Raw genomic sequence first — 13,436 nt, 5'->3', positions numbered from 1 at the left:
GGCGCACTCGCTTCAGTTTCATAAAGTGCAGAGGATTATAAAAACATCTTGCGCAACAGCGCCAGCGATTTGCGCAAACAGTAAAACGGATGCTGAATTAATCAGCATCCGTCGCATTTTAGAACGATTTTAACCCGGCGATCAGACGATCCAGCCCGTCATCCAGTTTGCTACGCGGGCAACCGGCGTTGAGACGCAGATAACCGCGACTCGCCGCACCGTAGGTTGAACCGGGCATGATCGCCACTTTGTATTGATGTATCAGACGCTGTTGTAGCGCCTGTTCGTCCATGCCAAGTGGATTGAGATCGATCCACGCCAGATAGGTGGCGGCCGGTGGCTGCCAGTTGAGCGGCGGACACGCGGCATTCAGGCGCTGCGCGATGTGCTGCATATTGCCGCGCAGGTAATGGCGCAATGCATCCAGCCACGGCGCGCCATCGCGATAAGCGGCAATGGTCGCGGCAACCGCCATAACCGCCGGTGAGGACAAGCCATCCTGCTGCTTCAAGGCGCGGAACCACGCCTGACGATCGCGCTCGTCAGGAATGATGCCCCAGGCACCGGTTAGCGCCGGAATGTTGAAGCTCTTGGAGGCCGAGGTAAATAGCACCCAATCAGATGCGGCAACCTTGCTCCACGGCGTATGACGCACATCATCCAGCACCATATCCATATGAATTTCATCGCTGATGACCTTGACGCCGTGCCGCTCGCACAGCATCGCCATCTGCTGCAACTCCTGCAATTGCCACACTTTTCCTGTTGGGTTATGTGGACTGCAAAGCAGCATCACTTTGCAGCGCGGCCGTGCCAGTAACGTCTCCAGCTTTGCCATATCACAAACCCATTCGTTACCGTGACGCTGCAGCGGCAACTCCAGCACGCGACGCTGATTGCCATTGATGGTGTGGTAGAACGCATCGTAGGCGGGCGTGTGGATCAGCACTTCATCGTCAGGCTGTGTCCAGTGGCGCAACAGCTGCGCCACCATATAAATCACTGACGGGCCATAAACCAATGATTCTGCCGGGACTTCAGTATTAAATCGGCTGCGCATCCAGTGCTGGAGTGCGGCGAGAAAATCATCATGCTGCCAGCGGCTGTAACCGAAAACACCGTGGTCGAGTCGCTGCTGTAGCGCCTCGATGATGCAAGGCGCGGTGGCGAAGTCCATATCGGAGATGGTGAAGGGCAGTAAGTCCGCCACGCCGAAGCGGTCGGCGACAAAATCCCACTGCGTGCACCAGCTGCCGTGGCGATCGACCACGCTATTGAAAGCGAAATCCTGCATCATTACACCGTTGCGCTCATCAGGTGCGCCATCTCATCTTTCACCGACTGTACCTGCGGCCCCATCACCACTTGCAGATTGGTGGCATTGACATGGACCACGCCAATCGCGCCGTTGGCTTTCAGTGTCGCATCATCCACCTTGCTCATATCGACCACGGTAATACGCAGACGCGTCAGGCAGTTATCCAGCGAAGCGATGTTTTCAACGCCGCCCAGTGCCGACAGAATTGCTGGCGTATTAAAGCCTGATTTCCCCACGCTGGCACGGCTGACCTGCTGAGCCACGCTGTTGGTCTCGATTTCGCGGCCCGGCGTTTTGATATTGAAGTGACTGATAGCAAAGCGGAAGATGGCGTAATAGCCCACGAACCACACTGCAGCAATCACCGGCACCCAGTACCATTTGGTCGAGAGGCCGTGCAGTACGCCGAACACGAAGAAGTCGATGACGTTGCCGTCGGTGTTACCGATGGTGACGCCAAGCATCGCCATCACGGTAAAGCCTAAACCGGTCAACAGCGCGTGGATGAGATACAGCACCGGCGCGACGAACAGGAACAGGAACTCCAGCGGTTCAGTGGTGCCGCCTACTACGCAGGCCACCACGCCAGAAATCAGCAGCCCTTTAATTTTATGACGATTTTCCGGACGGGCGCAGTGATACATGGCTAAAGCCGCACCGGGCAAACCACCGAGGAAGGCCGGCATTTTACCCTGCGACAGGAAACGCGTGGCGCTCTCGGCAAAGCCGTGCGTATCCGCACAGGCCAGCTGCGCCTGGAAAATGGTTAACGCGCCGCTGACGTTTTTCCCGCACACATCCAGCGTGCCGCCGGCATCGGTGAAGCGAATGATCGCCACCAGAATGTGCTGTAAACCAAACGGCAGCAGCAAACGTTCACCGGTACCGAAGATCATCGGGCCAAATTCACCGGCGCTGTTGATTATCCAGCCAAGACCGGTAATCGCGCGAGCGAAGAAAGGCCAAATCAGCGGAACCACTAAGCCCAGCACGCCCATTGCCATTGCCGTAACGATCGGCACAAAACGCGTACCGCCGAAGAAGGCTAGCGCATCCGGTAGGCGAATGTTGTGGAAACGCTCGTGCAGCCAGAACACCACGACGCCGACGATCACCGCGCCGAGAATCCCGGTGTCAATCGATTGAATGCCGAGGATGTTTTGCACGTTGTTGGCTTTCAGCACCGCCGCATCGGTGGTCGGCAGAATGCCATTGATATTGAGCCAGAAGTTGATACTCAGGTTCAGCACCGCATAACCGACAAAACCGGCAAACGCCGCTACGCCTTTATTCTCGCGCGCCATACCGAGTGGAATGGCAATCGCAAACATTACCGGCAGATAGCTGAAAGCAAATGACCCGATTTTCGCCAGCCAGATAAACAGGTATTGCAGGAAAGGCTGATCGAGCAGAGGAATCAGCGTCAGGACGTCGTGGCTGCTGAGCGAACTGCCGATTCCCAGCAAAATGCCGCAAAACGACAGCAGCGCAACGGGCAACATAAAGGTTTTACCCAGACTTTGGAAAAACTCCCAAAGTGACATTTTCGGGCGGGTGGCGGACATAGGATCTCCTGGCAAAAAAGTGAAAGGCTTCAATGGGGTCAAGGATGATAAAACGTTTTACCACTTATTTTTGTGGCTATAATCACAAAGAGTGACTAATTGCAGACTTTATTTTTGATGAAATCAGTGTAACGTTTTATCTCTTTGTTTTTGCTCGTCGGTAACGGAACACTATGTCCCAGCAGAAAACCACTATTCATGATGTGGCATTGGTCGCCGGGGTTTCGGTCTCTACCGTGTCGTTGGTGTTATCAGGAAAAGGGCGCATCTCGCCCGCCACCGCCACACGCGTCAATCAAGCGATTGAGCAACTGGGCTATGTACGAAATCGCTCTGCATCCATCTTGCGCGGCGGAGAAAGTGGCGTCATCGGCTTGATTGTGCGCGATCTTAGCCAGCCCTTTTATGCCGCAATGACCGCCGGACTCAGCGAAATACTGGAGCAGCAGGGCAAAGTGCTGGTGCTGACACAAAGCGGTCAGCATGGACAACATCTTAAACGCTGTTTTGACACGCTGGTGGCGCAGGGCGCGGAGGGCATTGTGCTGGGCGGCGCGGTGGCGCAGGCGGAAACGCTGGTACCGTTAGCGCAAGAGCAGAACATCGCCTTAGTCTGCGCCGCGCGCGCCAGCAGTTTGGACAATGTCGATTCGTTACGTCCCGACAACAGCCAGGCGGCACGCATCGCCACCGAATATCTGATTCGGCAGGGCCATCAGCGTATCGCCTGGATGGGCGGATTAGGATCGTCACTGACGCGAGCGGAGCGGATTGGCGGCTATTGCGCTACCTTGCTGCAATATGGCTTGCCGTTTCGATCCGACTGGATCATTGAGTGCGACGATCGCCAGCAAAGCGTGTCGGCGCTGACGCTGGCATTGCTGCGCCAGCATCCCGGCATCACCGCAATTCTGGCGCATAACGGCAGCACCGCGCTCGGCTGTTACTTCGGGGCGTTACGCTGTGGGCGAACCTTTGGCGAAGGCGCAGTAGACAGTTATTACACCCAGCAGCTGGCGCTGGTGGGCTTCAACGACGATCCGCAGCGCGAATTACACGATCCCACCATGACTTTTGTCAGTAGCGAAGCGCGGGATGTGGGGCGTCGTGCAGCGGAGAGAATGTTGCAAAGGCTGCTGCAGCCAGAGGCGGAAATTCAGAGTTTGATCGTACCGCCGCAATTGATGCGCGGGGAAGCGTAAGGGCGGCCAGGCGGCCGCCCACAAGAGATTACTCCGGCATACCTTCGCTGGTTGGCGCACCCAGCATATAGCGTGACAAGAACTGCTCCAACGTCATCTTGTCGCCATTCATGGTGACCTGACCGTTGCCGTATTGCAGACTGGTGACGATGTTGTCATCCTGCTGCTGTGTCAGACGGAACATCTGGCCCATCGCGGCTAAGCCTTTTACCTGCTGATCCGCCAGCTTCTGCGCATCATCGCCCTGATATCCCTCCGCCAGACCGACATGACGCATGGTTTCCGTGGCCATCGGCATATTGATGGTCAGTTTACCGTCGAGGTTTTTCAACACGCGATCTACCGCGGCACCCAAACTCTGCGCTTCACCGGTCACGGTGGCCGGATCGTTAAAGCCCAGGTTCAGATTGAAGCTGCTCTCGCCCTTGTCATTTTTCCAGCTCAGCGGCGCAATGCTTAAGGTTGGCGAGCCTTTTAACAGCGTTGGCAGGTTGTTACGCAGGATGGTTTGCACGCTGGCCTGATAGCGAATCGGATCTTCCGCTACGCCCGGCTGGCTTAGCAGATCTTGCATCTGGGCGTTGTAGGTGTCGGAGAAGGCTTTCACTGCCTGCGCATCGAATTGCGCGAAGGTCATCGCCAGTTTGGCTTCACCAAATGGCTGCTTCTGCAGGGTGATGTTGTCAACGTTCACGTCCAGCTTGCCGCCAATCTTGCCCTCTTTATTATCAAAGGAAGAGGTGGTTTTCAGCTTCTCCAGCGAGAGACCTTCCTGGCCGTTGATGCTGGCATTCAGCTTATCCAGAGAGATGGATTGATCGCCAACGCGCACGCCTTCCGGGCTGAGATGCGTATCGCCGCTGAGTTTCAGGCCATTCAAGGTGAACAGCACCGGCATGGCGACCTGATTTTTACTGGTCACCGCGATGCTGGAGAAGTCGCCGTCCAGGCTAACCTTATCGCCTTTGCTATCGGCGCTGATATTCAGCGAACCGCCGTTGGTCGCCAGACGATCGCCCGTTTGCGCATTGTTGTAATCCACCGCCAGCAGCGTGAGATCGGTATCGGTCGCGCCACTGTAGCCCACGCGCGTATCGGCATTAACCAGCGATTTTCCATTGGTCAATTCAAACAGTTTCTTCACCGCATCGGTGTTTTCCAGTTCGGTATGCACTGATGCCATACTTGGGATCAGGCTGCCACGTTTCAGCTGGGCGAACGGGAAAGGACCGTGATCGATGGTCTCGTTCAGCACGATGCTTTGACCAGGCTTCAACAGCGGATTGTCATTGGTTTGCGAGCTGGCCTGCACCACCAGTTTGGTCTTGCTGCTGAACACGCCACGCTGATAATCCTGATAGCTCAGCGTCAAACGGCTATTGGGCGCGTAAGCATTCAGCTGCGCATTGGCATTCTGCAACATCTCATCCATGTGGCTTTCCAGTTGTTTACCGGTAAACCATGAAGCACCAGTCCAAATCACGCCGAGCGCCACAATCACACCTACGGCAACCTTGGTCTTTTTCATCGCTGTGTCGTCCTTATCCTTGCGTCCGCACGCCGCTGGTCGGTGCGCGACGGGTGAAGAAAAACGCCCGCAGGCGTTTTAAATTAATAGTTTGAAAGAATAGCAGTTAATGCTGCAAGCGTCAGCCGGATCAGTCCAGCGTATTAAACACGCGCGCCAGTCGTCCGGTACCTGCTGCGCTCACCGGTGACTCGTTGGCGGCGACAAAACAGGATTCACCCGGCTTCAGCACCAGCTGTTGACCAGACTTCTCAATCACCGCCTGGCCTTCGATACAGAACAGCAGGGCAGCGCTGTTTTGCGCCAGGGCCTGCGGCGCAGCTGAGAGCGCATGGATAGCGAAGGCAAAATCCTCCACTGGAATCGGGAAGTTCAGCGTTTCGCCGTCGCGCTGCGGTTGCGTCAGCAGCGTCGCCGCCGGTTTTGCGTGGAATTTCAGGTTAGCCAGCAGTTCCGGGATATCGATAAACTTCGGCGTCAGACCGGCGCGTAGCACGTTATCGGAGTTCGCCATCACTTCCAGCGCCACGCCTTTTAAATAGGCGTGCGGCGTTTCGGCGAACAGGAACATCGCTTCGCCCGGCTGCAGCGTGATCACATTCAGCAGCAGTGGGGAAAACAGGCCGCTGTCATCGGGATAATCGGCGGCAATGGATTTGATGGTTTGCCACGGCTCGCCTTCACGAGAATTGAGCGCCGATTTCAACACGCCAATGGCGCGTGATTTAGCCTCATCTTTCAACGACAGCAGGGTGGCGAACAGTTTTGCCAGATTGGCTTCGTTGGCATTCTCCAGGAAGTGGGCGATTTGCGGATGCGCGCCAGCGACCGGTTCCAGCAGCGAGACAATCTCATGCAGCTCGCGGAAACCGTTCATCGCCTGGAAGGGCGTCAATGCATACACCAGCTCCGGCTTATGATTGGCATCTTTATAGTTACGTTCGGCGGCGCTCAGTGGAATGCCGGCGGCATTTTCTCGCGCAAAGCCCTGCTCGGCGGCGGCTTTACTTGGATGCACCTGAATCGACAGCGGCTGTTCGGCGCACAGCACTTTAAACAGGAACGGCAGCTCGCCAAAACGTTCAGCGACGGCTTTGCCCAGCGTGGCCACTTTATCTGCATCGATCACATCGCGCAGCGAACGCGCTTCACCGTTTACGTCAACGGTGGAAGGACTTTTTGGGTGCGCGCCCATCCACAGCTCGGCCATCGGCAACCCCTGCGGATTTTCGATGCCGTAAAGTTCGGTCAGCGCAGTTTTGCTGCCCCAAGCGTAATTTTGCAGCGAATTGTTCAATTTTTGCATCGTTTACCCTTAATAACCGTAAGTAAATAAGCGTATTAAAGCAGAAAGTGCCATAGAAAATACACGAACAAGTGCAATAAACGCGATAGGCTCGCATAATGTTAAATTCTTGTATGTGACAATCTTGCTCGCTCAACGGCGTCGCGGGAAGGCGTTTAGAGCGGAAACCTCAAAATCTGAGCTAAGGAGACGTAGTCATGGCAGCCAATCGCATTGAAAAAGACTCAATGGGACCGATCGAAGTACCGGCAGATAAGTTGTGGGGCGCACAAACCCAGCGTTCGCTGGAACATTTCAAAATCTCAACCGAGAAAATGCCGGTGGCATTGGTACACGCGCTGGCGCTGACCAAGCGCGCCGCCGCGCAGGTTAACCAGGATCTCGGCTTGTTACCGGCCGATCGTGCTCAGGCGATTCTCAAAGCCGCCGACGAAGTGCTGGCTGATAAGCACAGCGATGAATTCCCGCTGGCGATTTGGCAGACCGGCTCCGGCACGCAAACCAACATGAACATGAACGAAGTGCTGGCCAACCGTGCCAGTGAAATTCTCGGCGGCGAGCGTGGCATGTCGCGTCTGGTGCATCCGAATGATGACGTGAATAAAAGCCAAAGCTCCAATGATGTGTTCCCCACCGCCATGCACGTCGCCGCGGTCATTGCCGTGCGGGAGCAGCTGATTCCGCAGATTCACGTGTTGAAAAAGACGCTGAGTGAGAAATCCGACGCGTTCAAAGATATCGTTAAGATTGGTCGTACCCATCTGCAGGATGCGACACCGCTGACGCTCGGTCAGGAGATCTCCGGCTGGGTGGCGATGCTGGAACACAATCTTAAGCACATCGAAAACAGCATTCCGCACGTGGCGGAATTGGCGCTGGGCGGTACCGCGGTCGGCACCGGCCTGAACACCCATCCGGAGTACGCGGTGCGCGTGGCAAAAGCGCTGGCCGATCTGACCAAACAGCCGTTTGTAACCGCACCAAACAAGTTTGAAGCGCTGGCAACCTGCGATGCACTGGTGCATGCGCACGGCGCGCTAAAAGGCCTGGCGGCCTCGCTGATGAAAATTGCCAATGACGTGCGCTGGCTGGCCTCTGGTCCACGTTGCGGCATTGGTGAACTGGCGATCCCGGAAAACGAGCCAGGCAGCTCGATCATGCCCGGCAAAGTGAACCCGACGCAGTGCGAAGCGCTCACCATGCTGTGTTGCCAGGTGATGGGTAACGATGTGGCGGTGAACATTGGCGGTGCGTCCGGCAACTTTGAGCTCAACGTGTTCCGTCCGATGGTGATCCACAACTTCCTGCAATCGGTGCGCCTGCTGGCCGACGGTATGGACAGCTTCAATCACCACTGCGCGATGGGTATTGAGCCGGTGCGCGAGCGTATCGATCAGTTGCTGAACGAGTCGCTGATGCTGGTTACCGCGCTCAACACCCATATCGGTTACGACAAAGCGGCGGAAATCGCCAAGAAAGCCCATAAAGAGGGCCTGACGCTGAAAGGCTCGGCGCTGAAATTGGGTTATCTCACTGAAGAGCAGTTCGACGAGTGGGTACGTCCGCAGGAGATGGTTGGCAGCATGAAGCCGTAATCTGCCGCTAACTGTTATGAAGGCCGTTCATCTGAACGGCCTTTTTTATGCTAAAGCTGCCCGCTGTACAACACTGGACCGGTTGGCTGGCCGGTTGGCGAGCCACCCTGCGGCTCAAGGCTGATGGCAATCATGTCGGAACGCACGAGATTGCGATTTTTCAGCGCGATTGCCGTGGCATTTTGGCTATCCAGTAAACCCAGCGAAATCGGCGCTTTACCGGCCGGAATTAACCACAGCTCGAGGCTGTTACTGGCGGTTAAAGCTGCCGGATGTAACGGCGTCAGGCTCAGCTGTGCCAGCTTACTGTCAGCGCTGACAACCCACTGTTCACGGTGCTGCGCGTCGCTTAACACGGTTAATGGCGTTAATGTCGGTGGCTGCAGCAAGAAGGTAGCAATCAGAGCGATAGCCGCGATGCTGGCGGCCAACATCCAGCCCACATAGCGGCGTTGAGGTGGCTGCTCCCTTTTCTCTGGCAAGCTGAGCGCAATCTTTTTCCACACTTTTTCCGGCGGTGTGATGGGCCCAAGCTGGCTATCCAACCCCGCCAGCATGGCTTGCCAGCGCGCGACGTTAGCCGCGAGTGTTGGCTCAGCGCGCAGCCGGGTTGCAAAGCGTAAACGTGCAAGGCCGCTTAAGGTACCCAGCGCATATTCCGCCGATAACGCGTCATCGCGTTGTTGTTGATTGTTCATAGGCCCACACACTCCCGCAGATGCTCCAGCGCGCGGCGAATCCAGCTTTTTACCGAGCCCACCGGCTGTTGTAGCCAGGCGGCAATATCACTGTGGGACATCCCCTGATAGTAAGCCAGCGAGATACTTTGCCGCTGTTCGCTGCTCAGGTGGTCAATGCAGTGTCGCAGGCGATCGGCTTGTGCCGCATCGTGCCAGTTATTGTCATCGTGTTCAGCGTTTGCCAGCAGCCGATCGTCAAACGTTTCAGCATCCTGCATCATGCGTGCTTGTCCGCTGCGTAATCCGTCAATGCAGCGATTACGTACAATGTGCGTCATCCATGTCATCGGCGCGCTAAGAGTTGCGTCGTAGGCGTTTGCCCGGTTCCAGATGGTGAGATAACAATCGTGCAGCACCTCTTCCGCCCAGCCTTGCTGATGTAACATGCGCAAGGCCAAGGCGAAAAGGTGCGGCGAAGTGAGTCGATACAGTTGCTCAAAAGCACGGCGATCGCCATTGGCGACCGCCTGCAACAATCTAACTTGCTGTTCTGTCAGCCTGTTATCCATGGAGTTCTCGCCAAACTGTAATCCTAAAGCGAGTATAGACAATTACTTAGGCATCAAGACGGTATCAACTACATCAATCACCCCATTTTTCTGATTGACGTCATAGGTGCTGATATTCGCCACATTGCCTTGACCATCTTTCAGCTGAATGTTGTGCGGACCATTGTTCATGATCCACAGCGGCTGGCCGTTTACGGTTTTCAGTTCGGCATGTCCACCACCTTGCTTAATTTTCTTCTCCAGCGCTTTCATGTCGAATTTGCCCGCCACCACATGGTAGGTGAGGATACTGGTCAGCTTGGCTTTGTTTTCCGGTTTCAACAGATTATCAACGGTGCCCGCCGGCAGTTTGGCGAAGGCGGCATTGGTGGGCGCGAATACGGTAAACGGGCCTTTGCCCTCAAGGGTTTCTACCAGGCCAGCGGCTTTTACCGCAGCGACCAGGGTGGTGTGATCTTTTGAGTTCAGCGCATTTTCCACGATGTTTTTTTGTGGATACATCGCTGCGCCGCCAACCATCACAGCGTCATTGTCCATGGCGGCGTAGGCGCCTGCGGTAAACAGTAACGTGCCGGATACGACTGCAATGCTCATAAGCTTTTTCATCATAAATCCTCGTAGTAGGGAGCGAAGGAGTTGCTCACACTCGGATATACGAGGGTTGATGGCGAATTGGATGCAGCGATTTGAAAATAAATTTACGCCAGTCGATCGCTCCACAAATGCAGGCGTGGAATGATCAAATGCAGCGGTTCGGCCAGCGGTTTGTGGCGATACGCGACGTTATCTGCATCATAATTCAGCAGCTCGCCCAAAATGGGTACCTGGGTCTTATCGCGACACAGCACCAGCAGCGGGGAAGGGCAGGCAAGCTGTACCTGCTTCTTCTCGCTGGCGCGCCACACGCGGGCAATCGGTTGTACCTTCACCGGGCGTTTGATTTTCAGCTTCGCTCCCGCAGGCAACGCGAGAATCGCTTCCAGCTCCTGCTGCACTTTTTCCGCCCACTGCTCACGCGTCCACGGCGCCTGAGCGCGATTGGCTTTCAGACTGCGCTCCAGCTGCTCAACCACCGCATCACGCGTCACGTTTTTGATGATGTTTTTATTTGCCCAGCCAAAACGCAAACTGTCTGGCGAATTAAGCAGCGTCACGCTGCGGTAGGCGTTTAGGGTGATTAAGCCGCGCAGATGCTGGTGGACAAACTCAAAGCGCGCCTCGCTCGGCAAGCCCGACTCCACGGTAATGAGCTGTTCCAGCCGCTGCTTCAACGTGTTGATCTCGGCCACCTGCTGCGTGATTTGCGCATGCATTCCCCCATCGGCCTGGATGCAGATCGCGCCCGGCAATCGCACCGCGGCTTTAGTGCTGAGCTTTTCCGATTGATGCTGCATAAACAGGCGGCAGTAGTGCGCCAATGCCATTTCGCGCGCGGTTTTACCGAGATGCTGCGTTACCGCGATGCGTTCAATTTCATCGTGCTCACGCCCTTTTTCAATTTCCGGCAGGCTGAAAACCCGTGCAATCAGCAGTGGTTGCTGTTCAATCTGCTGTCGTAAGGCACTCAACGCCGCTTCCAGCGCGTTCACGCATTCATGTAGATCGGCAACTAAATCATAGCGGGCCATAAAATGCCTCCATAGTTACAACATACTTTTTAGTGTACTGGCTCGGGTGCTAATCTGCCAGCGCAGCGCAAGGATTTCGCTAAGCAGGGGAAGAGGGGATTTTTCCTGCTGGATTAACGTGTTATAACAATGCTTTGCCTGCTAACGGAAAATTGTCGTGCAGCCTCTGCCAAAGCCACCTGTTCCCGCCATTATTACGCTTGGATTAGTGCAAATCCTCTCATGGGGCGGATCGTTCTATTTAATGGCGGTGATGGCCAATCCGATCGTGGCGGAAACCGGCTGGTCGCAGCAGTGGGTGTATGGCGCGCTGTCGCTCGGTATGTTGATTTCGGGTTTGCTGGCCCCGCTAAGCGGCCGACTGATTTCCCGCTCTTATGGTCGCGTATTGCTGGCAGCGAGCGGGGCGGTGATGGCGATCGGTCTGGTGATCATGGGCCTCAGCCATCATCTGCTGCTGTTTCTGTTTGCCTGGCTGATTATCGGCATTGGCATGGCGATGGGCTTATACGATGCGCTATTCGCCACGCTCGGCACGCTGTACGGCGGGCAGGCGCGCGGCGCGATTACCGGCATCACGCTGATCTCCGGTTTTTGTACCACCCTGGTTTGGCCGGGCACCGCGCTGCTGATCCACTGGCTGGAGTGGCGCGGCGCCTGCTTTGCCATCGCCGGATTATTGTGTCTTTCCGTGTTGCCCGCCTACCTTTACGCACTGCCTGCGCCCGCAGCGAAAATCGCTACCAGCAAGCCGACATCAACCGCGCACGGCGATGCACTTGCCCCGGCGCTGTTCTGGTTGCTGTGCAGTATTTTCACCCTCGCATCGGTGATCATGACGGCGATTTCGGTGCAACTGATTACCTTGCTGCAAGCCAGCGGGCATACGCTGGCGTCGGCTTTAGCGATCAGCGCCATTCTTGGTCCCTGTCAGGTTGGCTCGCGCATTGTCGACATCGCCTTCAAGCGCGGACATCCGATCTGGACCACTTTCTTCTCGGTGGGATTGGTGGCGCTGGGCCTGCTGCTGCTGGCGTGTTATCCGCAGTTTGCCGTGCTGAGCATGGTGCTGTACGGCGCCGGAAATGGGCTGCGGGCGATAGTGCGGGGAACTTTACCGCTGGTAATGGTCAAACCAGAGGCTTACGCGATTGTGGTTGGGCGCATGGCGCGTCCCGCGTTGATTGGCCAGGCATTAACGCCGCTGGTTGGCGGCTATGTCTTTGAGCACCTCGGCGCCAATGCCACGCTGTGGCTATTGTGTCTGTTGGCGTTTATCAACGTGCTGCTGGTGATGGTGTTGAAGCAGAAATTGCCACACGCCAGCCCACAGTCGGAAAGGGGAGCGATAAATTAAGCAGCCTGTGCGCTTCTACCAGCTTAAATGGGGAATACGTGCCTGGATCACGGGCGCTGGCTTCTAAAAAGCAACAGTGTTTGTTATATTTATTGCTCATTGATTACTCACTGTCGCGGCATAAAAACAACAAGATAACCGCAACTCAGGATATTGAAATGCTTGATTACCGCTTCCCGACAGCTTTGCAGATGGTTTTGAGCGTAGCGATGGCGGAGCAACTGGGCAAACGCTCGACCAGTGCCATATTGGCGTATGGTCTTGAAGCGAACCCCAGTTTCATTCGAAAACTCATGGTTCCGCTCACGCGCGACGGCATCATCGTCTCGACGCTTGGCCGCACCGGCTCAATTCACCTGGGTCGTCCGGCCGCTGAGATCACGCTGCGCGACATCTACACCTCGGTGATTGAAGATAAAAAGCTCTGGGCCTCGCGTCCCGATGTCGCCCCGCGTTGTCTGGTCAGTGCTAACCTGTGTTGGTACTTTAAATCGATTGCGGAAGAGGCTGAAGAAGCGTCGCTGAAGGTGCTGGAAACCCGCACCGTGGCAGATGCGCTGGCCGAGCTGAAGCATAACGACACCAGCAACTGCGAAGAGCTGCCCGATGTCGAACTCGCCGATCTGTGTAAGAAAGGCCGCTAAAACCGCACCCATCCCGTAGGGTCGCCATTCATGGTGACCTTTTT

Annotated in this window: 12 protein-coding genes; 4 read left to right on the top strand and 8 right to left on the bottom strand. The window is 55.9% G+C overall.

All coding sequences use genetic code 11. The annotated features are described in order from the left end of the window. Positions 1 to 118: 118 nt before the first annotated feature. Both AC790_RS10830 and malX read right to left on the bottom strand, forming a co-directional pair. Positions 119 to 1,297, bottom strand: coding sequence for a MalY/PatB family protein (locus AC790_RS10830; protein WP_049851792.1), 1,179 nt, complete (start codon positions 1,295 to 1,297; stop codon positions 119 to 121). Beyond that, a complete protein-coding gene (gene malX / locus AC790_RS10825; protein WP_049851791.1) occupies positions 1,297 to 2,883 on the bottom strand; it encodes a maltose/glucose-specific PTS transporter subunit IIBC in 1,587 nt (528 codons plus the stop codon). Before malX ends, AC790_RS10830 begins: the two co-directional genes overlap by 1 nt. 173 nt (positions 2,884 to 3,056) lie before the next feature. Between malX and malI the strand changes: the two genes are divergently transcribed. Next, a complete protein-coding gene (gene malI / locus AC790_RS10820) occupies positions 3,057 to 4,085 on the top strand; it encodes a Mal regulon transcriptional regulator MalI (RefSeq protein WP_007893832.1) in 1,029 nt (342 codons plus the stop codon). 28 nt (positions 4,086 to 4,113) lie between these two features. Here malI and AC790_RS10815 read toward each other — a convergent pair whose 3' ends face one another. Together AC790_RS10815 and manA are read right to left on the bottom strand one after the other, a co-directional pair. Further along, positions 4,114 to 5,613, bottom strand: a complete 1,500-nt coding sequence (locus tag AC790_RS10815; RefSeq protein ID WP_049851790.1) for a YdgA family protein — start codon at positions 5,611 to 5,613, stop codon at positions 4,114 to 4,116. 130 nt (positions 5,614 to 5,743) lie between these two features. Then, positions 5,744 to 6,919 carry a mannose-6-phosphate isomerase gene (gene manA, locus AC790_RS10810; RefSeq protein ID WP_049851789.1) on the bottom strand — a complete coding sequence of 392 codons (1,176 nt, stop codon included), beginning with the start codon at positions 6,917 to 6,919 and terminating at the stop codon, positions 5,744 to 5,746. Between the two features lie 197 nt (positions 6,920 to 7,116). On the opposite strand from manA, the gene fumC reads away from it, so the two are divergent. Further along, positions 7,117 to 8,514, top strand: a complete 1,398-nt coding sequence (gene fumC, locus AC790_RS10805) for a class II fumarate hydratase (RefSeq protein WP_049851788.1) — start codon at positions 7,117 to 7,119, stop codon at positions 8,512 to 8,514. Positions 8,515 to 8,564: 50 nt separating this feature from the next. Here fumC and AC790_RS10800 read toward each other — a convergent pair whose 3' ends face one another. The 4 genes from AC790_RS10800 to tus form a co-directional block, all read right to left on the bottom strand. Further along, positions 8,565 to 9,212, bottom strand: a complete 648-nt coding sequence (locus AC790_RS10800; protein ID WP_049851787.1) for an anti-sigma factor domain-containing protein — start codon at positions 9,210 to 9,212, stop codon at positions 8,565 to 8,567. Further along, positions 9,209 to 9,763, bottom strand: coding sequence for a sigma-70 family RNA polymerase sigma factor (locus tag AC790_RS10795; protein ID WP_049851786.1), 555 nt, complete (start codon positions 9,761 to 9,763; stop codon positions 9,209 to 9,211). The genes AC790_RS10800 and AC790_RS10795 overlap by 4 nt, the downstream gene beginning before the upstream one ends. Positions 9,764 to 9,805: 42 nt before the next feature. Further along, positions 9,806 to 10,369: a fasciclin domain-containing protein gene (locus tag AC790_RS10790; protein WP_049851785.1), complete on the bottom strand. Its 564-nt coding sequence runs from the start codon at positions 10,367 to 10,369 to the stop codon at positions 9,806 to 9,808. Positions 10,370 to 10,461: 92 nt separating this feature from the next. Further along, the gene (gene tus, locus AC790_RS10785; RefSeq protein ID WP_049851784.1) at positions 10,462 to 11,391 is read right to left on the bottom strand and encodes a DNA replication terminus site-binding protein; all 930 of its coding nucleotides are present in this window, start codon (positions 11,389 to 11,391) and stop codon (positions 10,462 to 10,464) included. A gap of 157 nt (positions 11,392 to 11,548) precedes the next feature. On the opposite strand from tus, the gene AC790_RS10780 reads away from it, so the two are divergent. Both AC790_RS10780 and AC790_RS10775 read left to right on the top strand, forming a co-directional pair. Beyond that, on the top strand, positions 11,549 to 12,748 hold the full coding sequence (locus AC790_RS10780; RefSeq protein ID WP_049851783.1) for an MFS transporter: 1,200 nt from the start codon (positions 11,549 to 11,551) through the stop codon (positions 12,746 to 12,748). Between the two features lie 158 nt (positions 12,749 to 12,906). Further along, positions 12,907 to 13,392: an Rrf2 family transcriptional regulator gene (locus AC790_RS10775; RefSeq protein ID WP_007893848.1), complete on the top strand. Its 486-nt coding sequence runs from the start codon at positions 12,907 to 12,909 to the stop codon at positions 13,390 to 13,392. The last annotated feature ends 44 nt before the right edge of the window (positions 13,393 to 13,436 follow it).

This window comes from Pantoea sp. RIT-PI-b, assembly GCF_001187905.1.
Taxonomy (GTDB): Bacteria; Pseudomonadota; Gammaproteobacteria; order Enterobacterales; family Enterobacteriaceae; genus Pantoea; species Pantoea nemavictus.
Note: the sequence above shows the minus strand (reverse complement) of the source record. Positions and strands in the feature narration are given on the sequence as shown.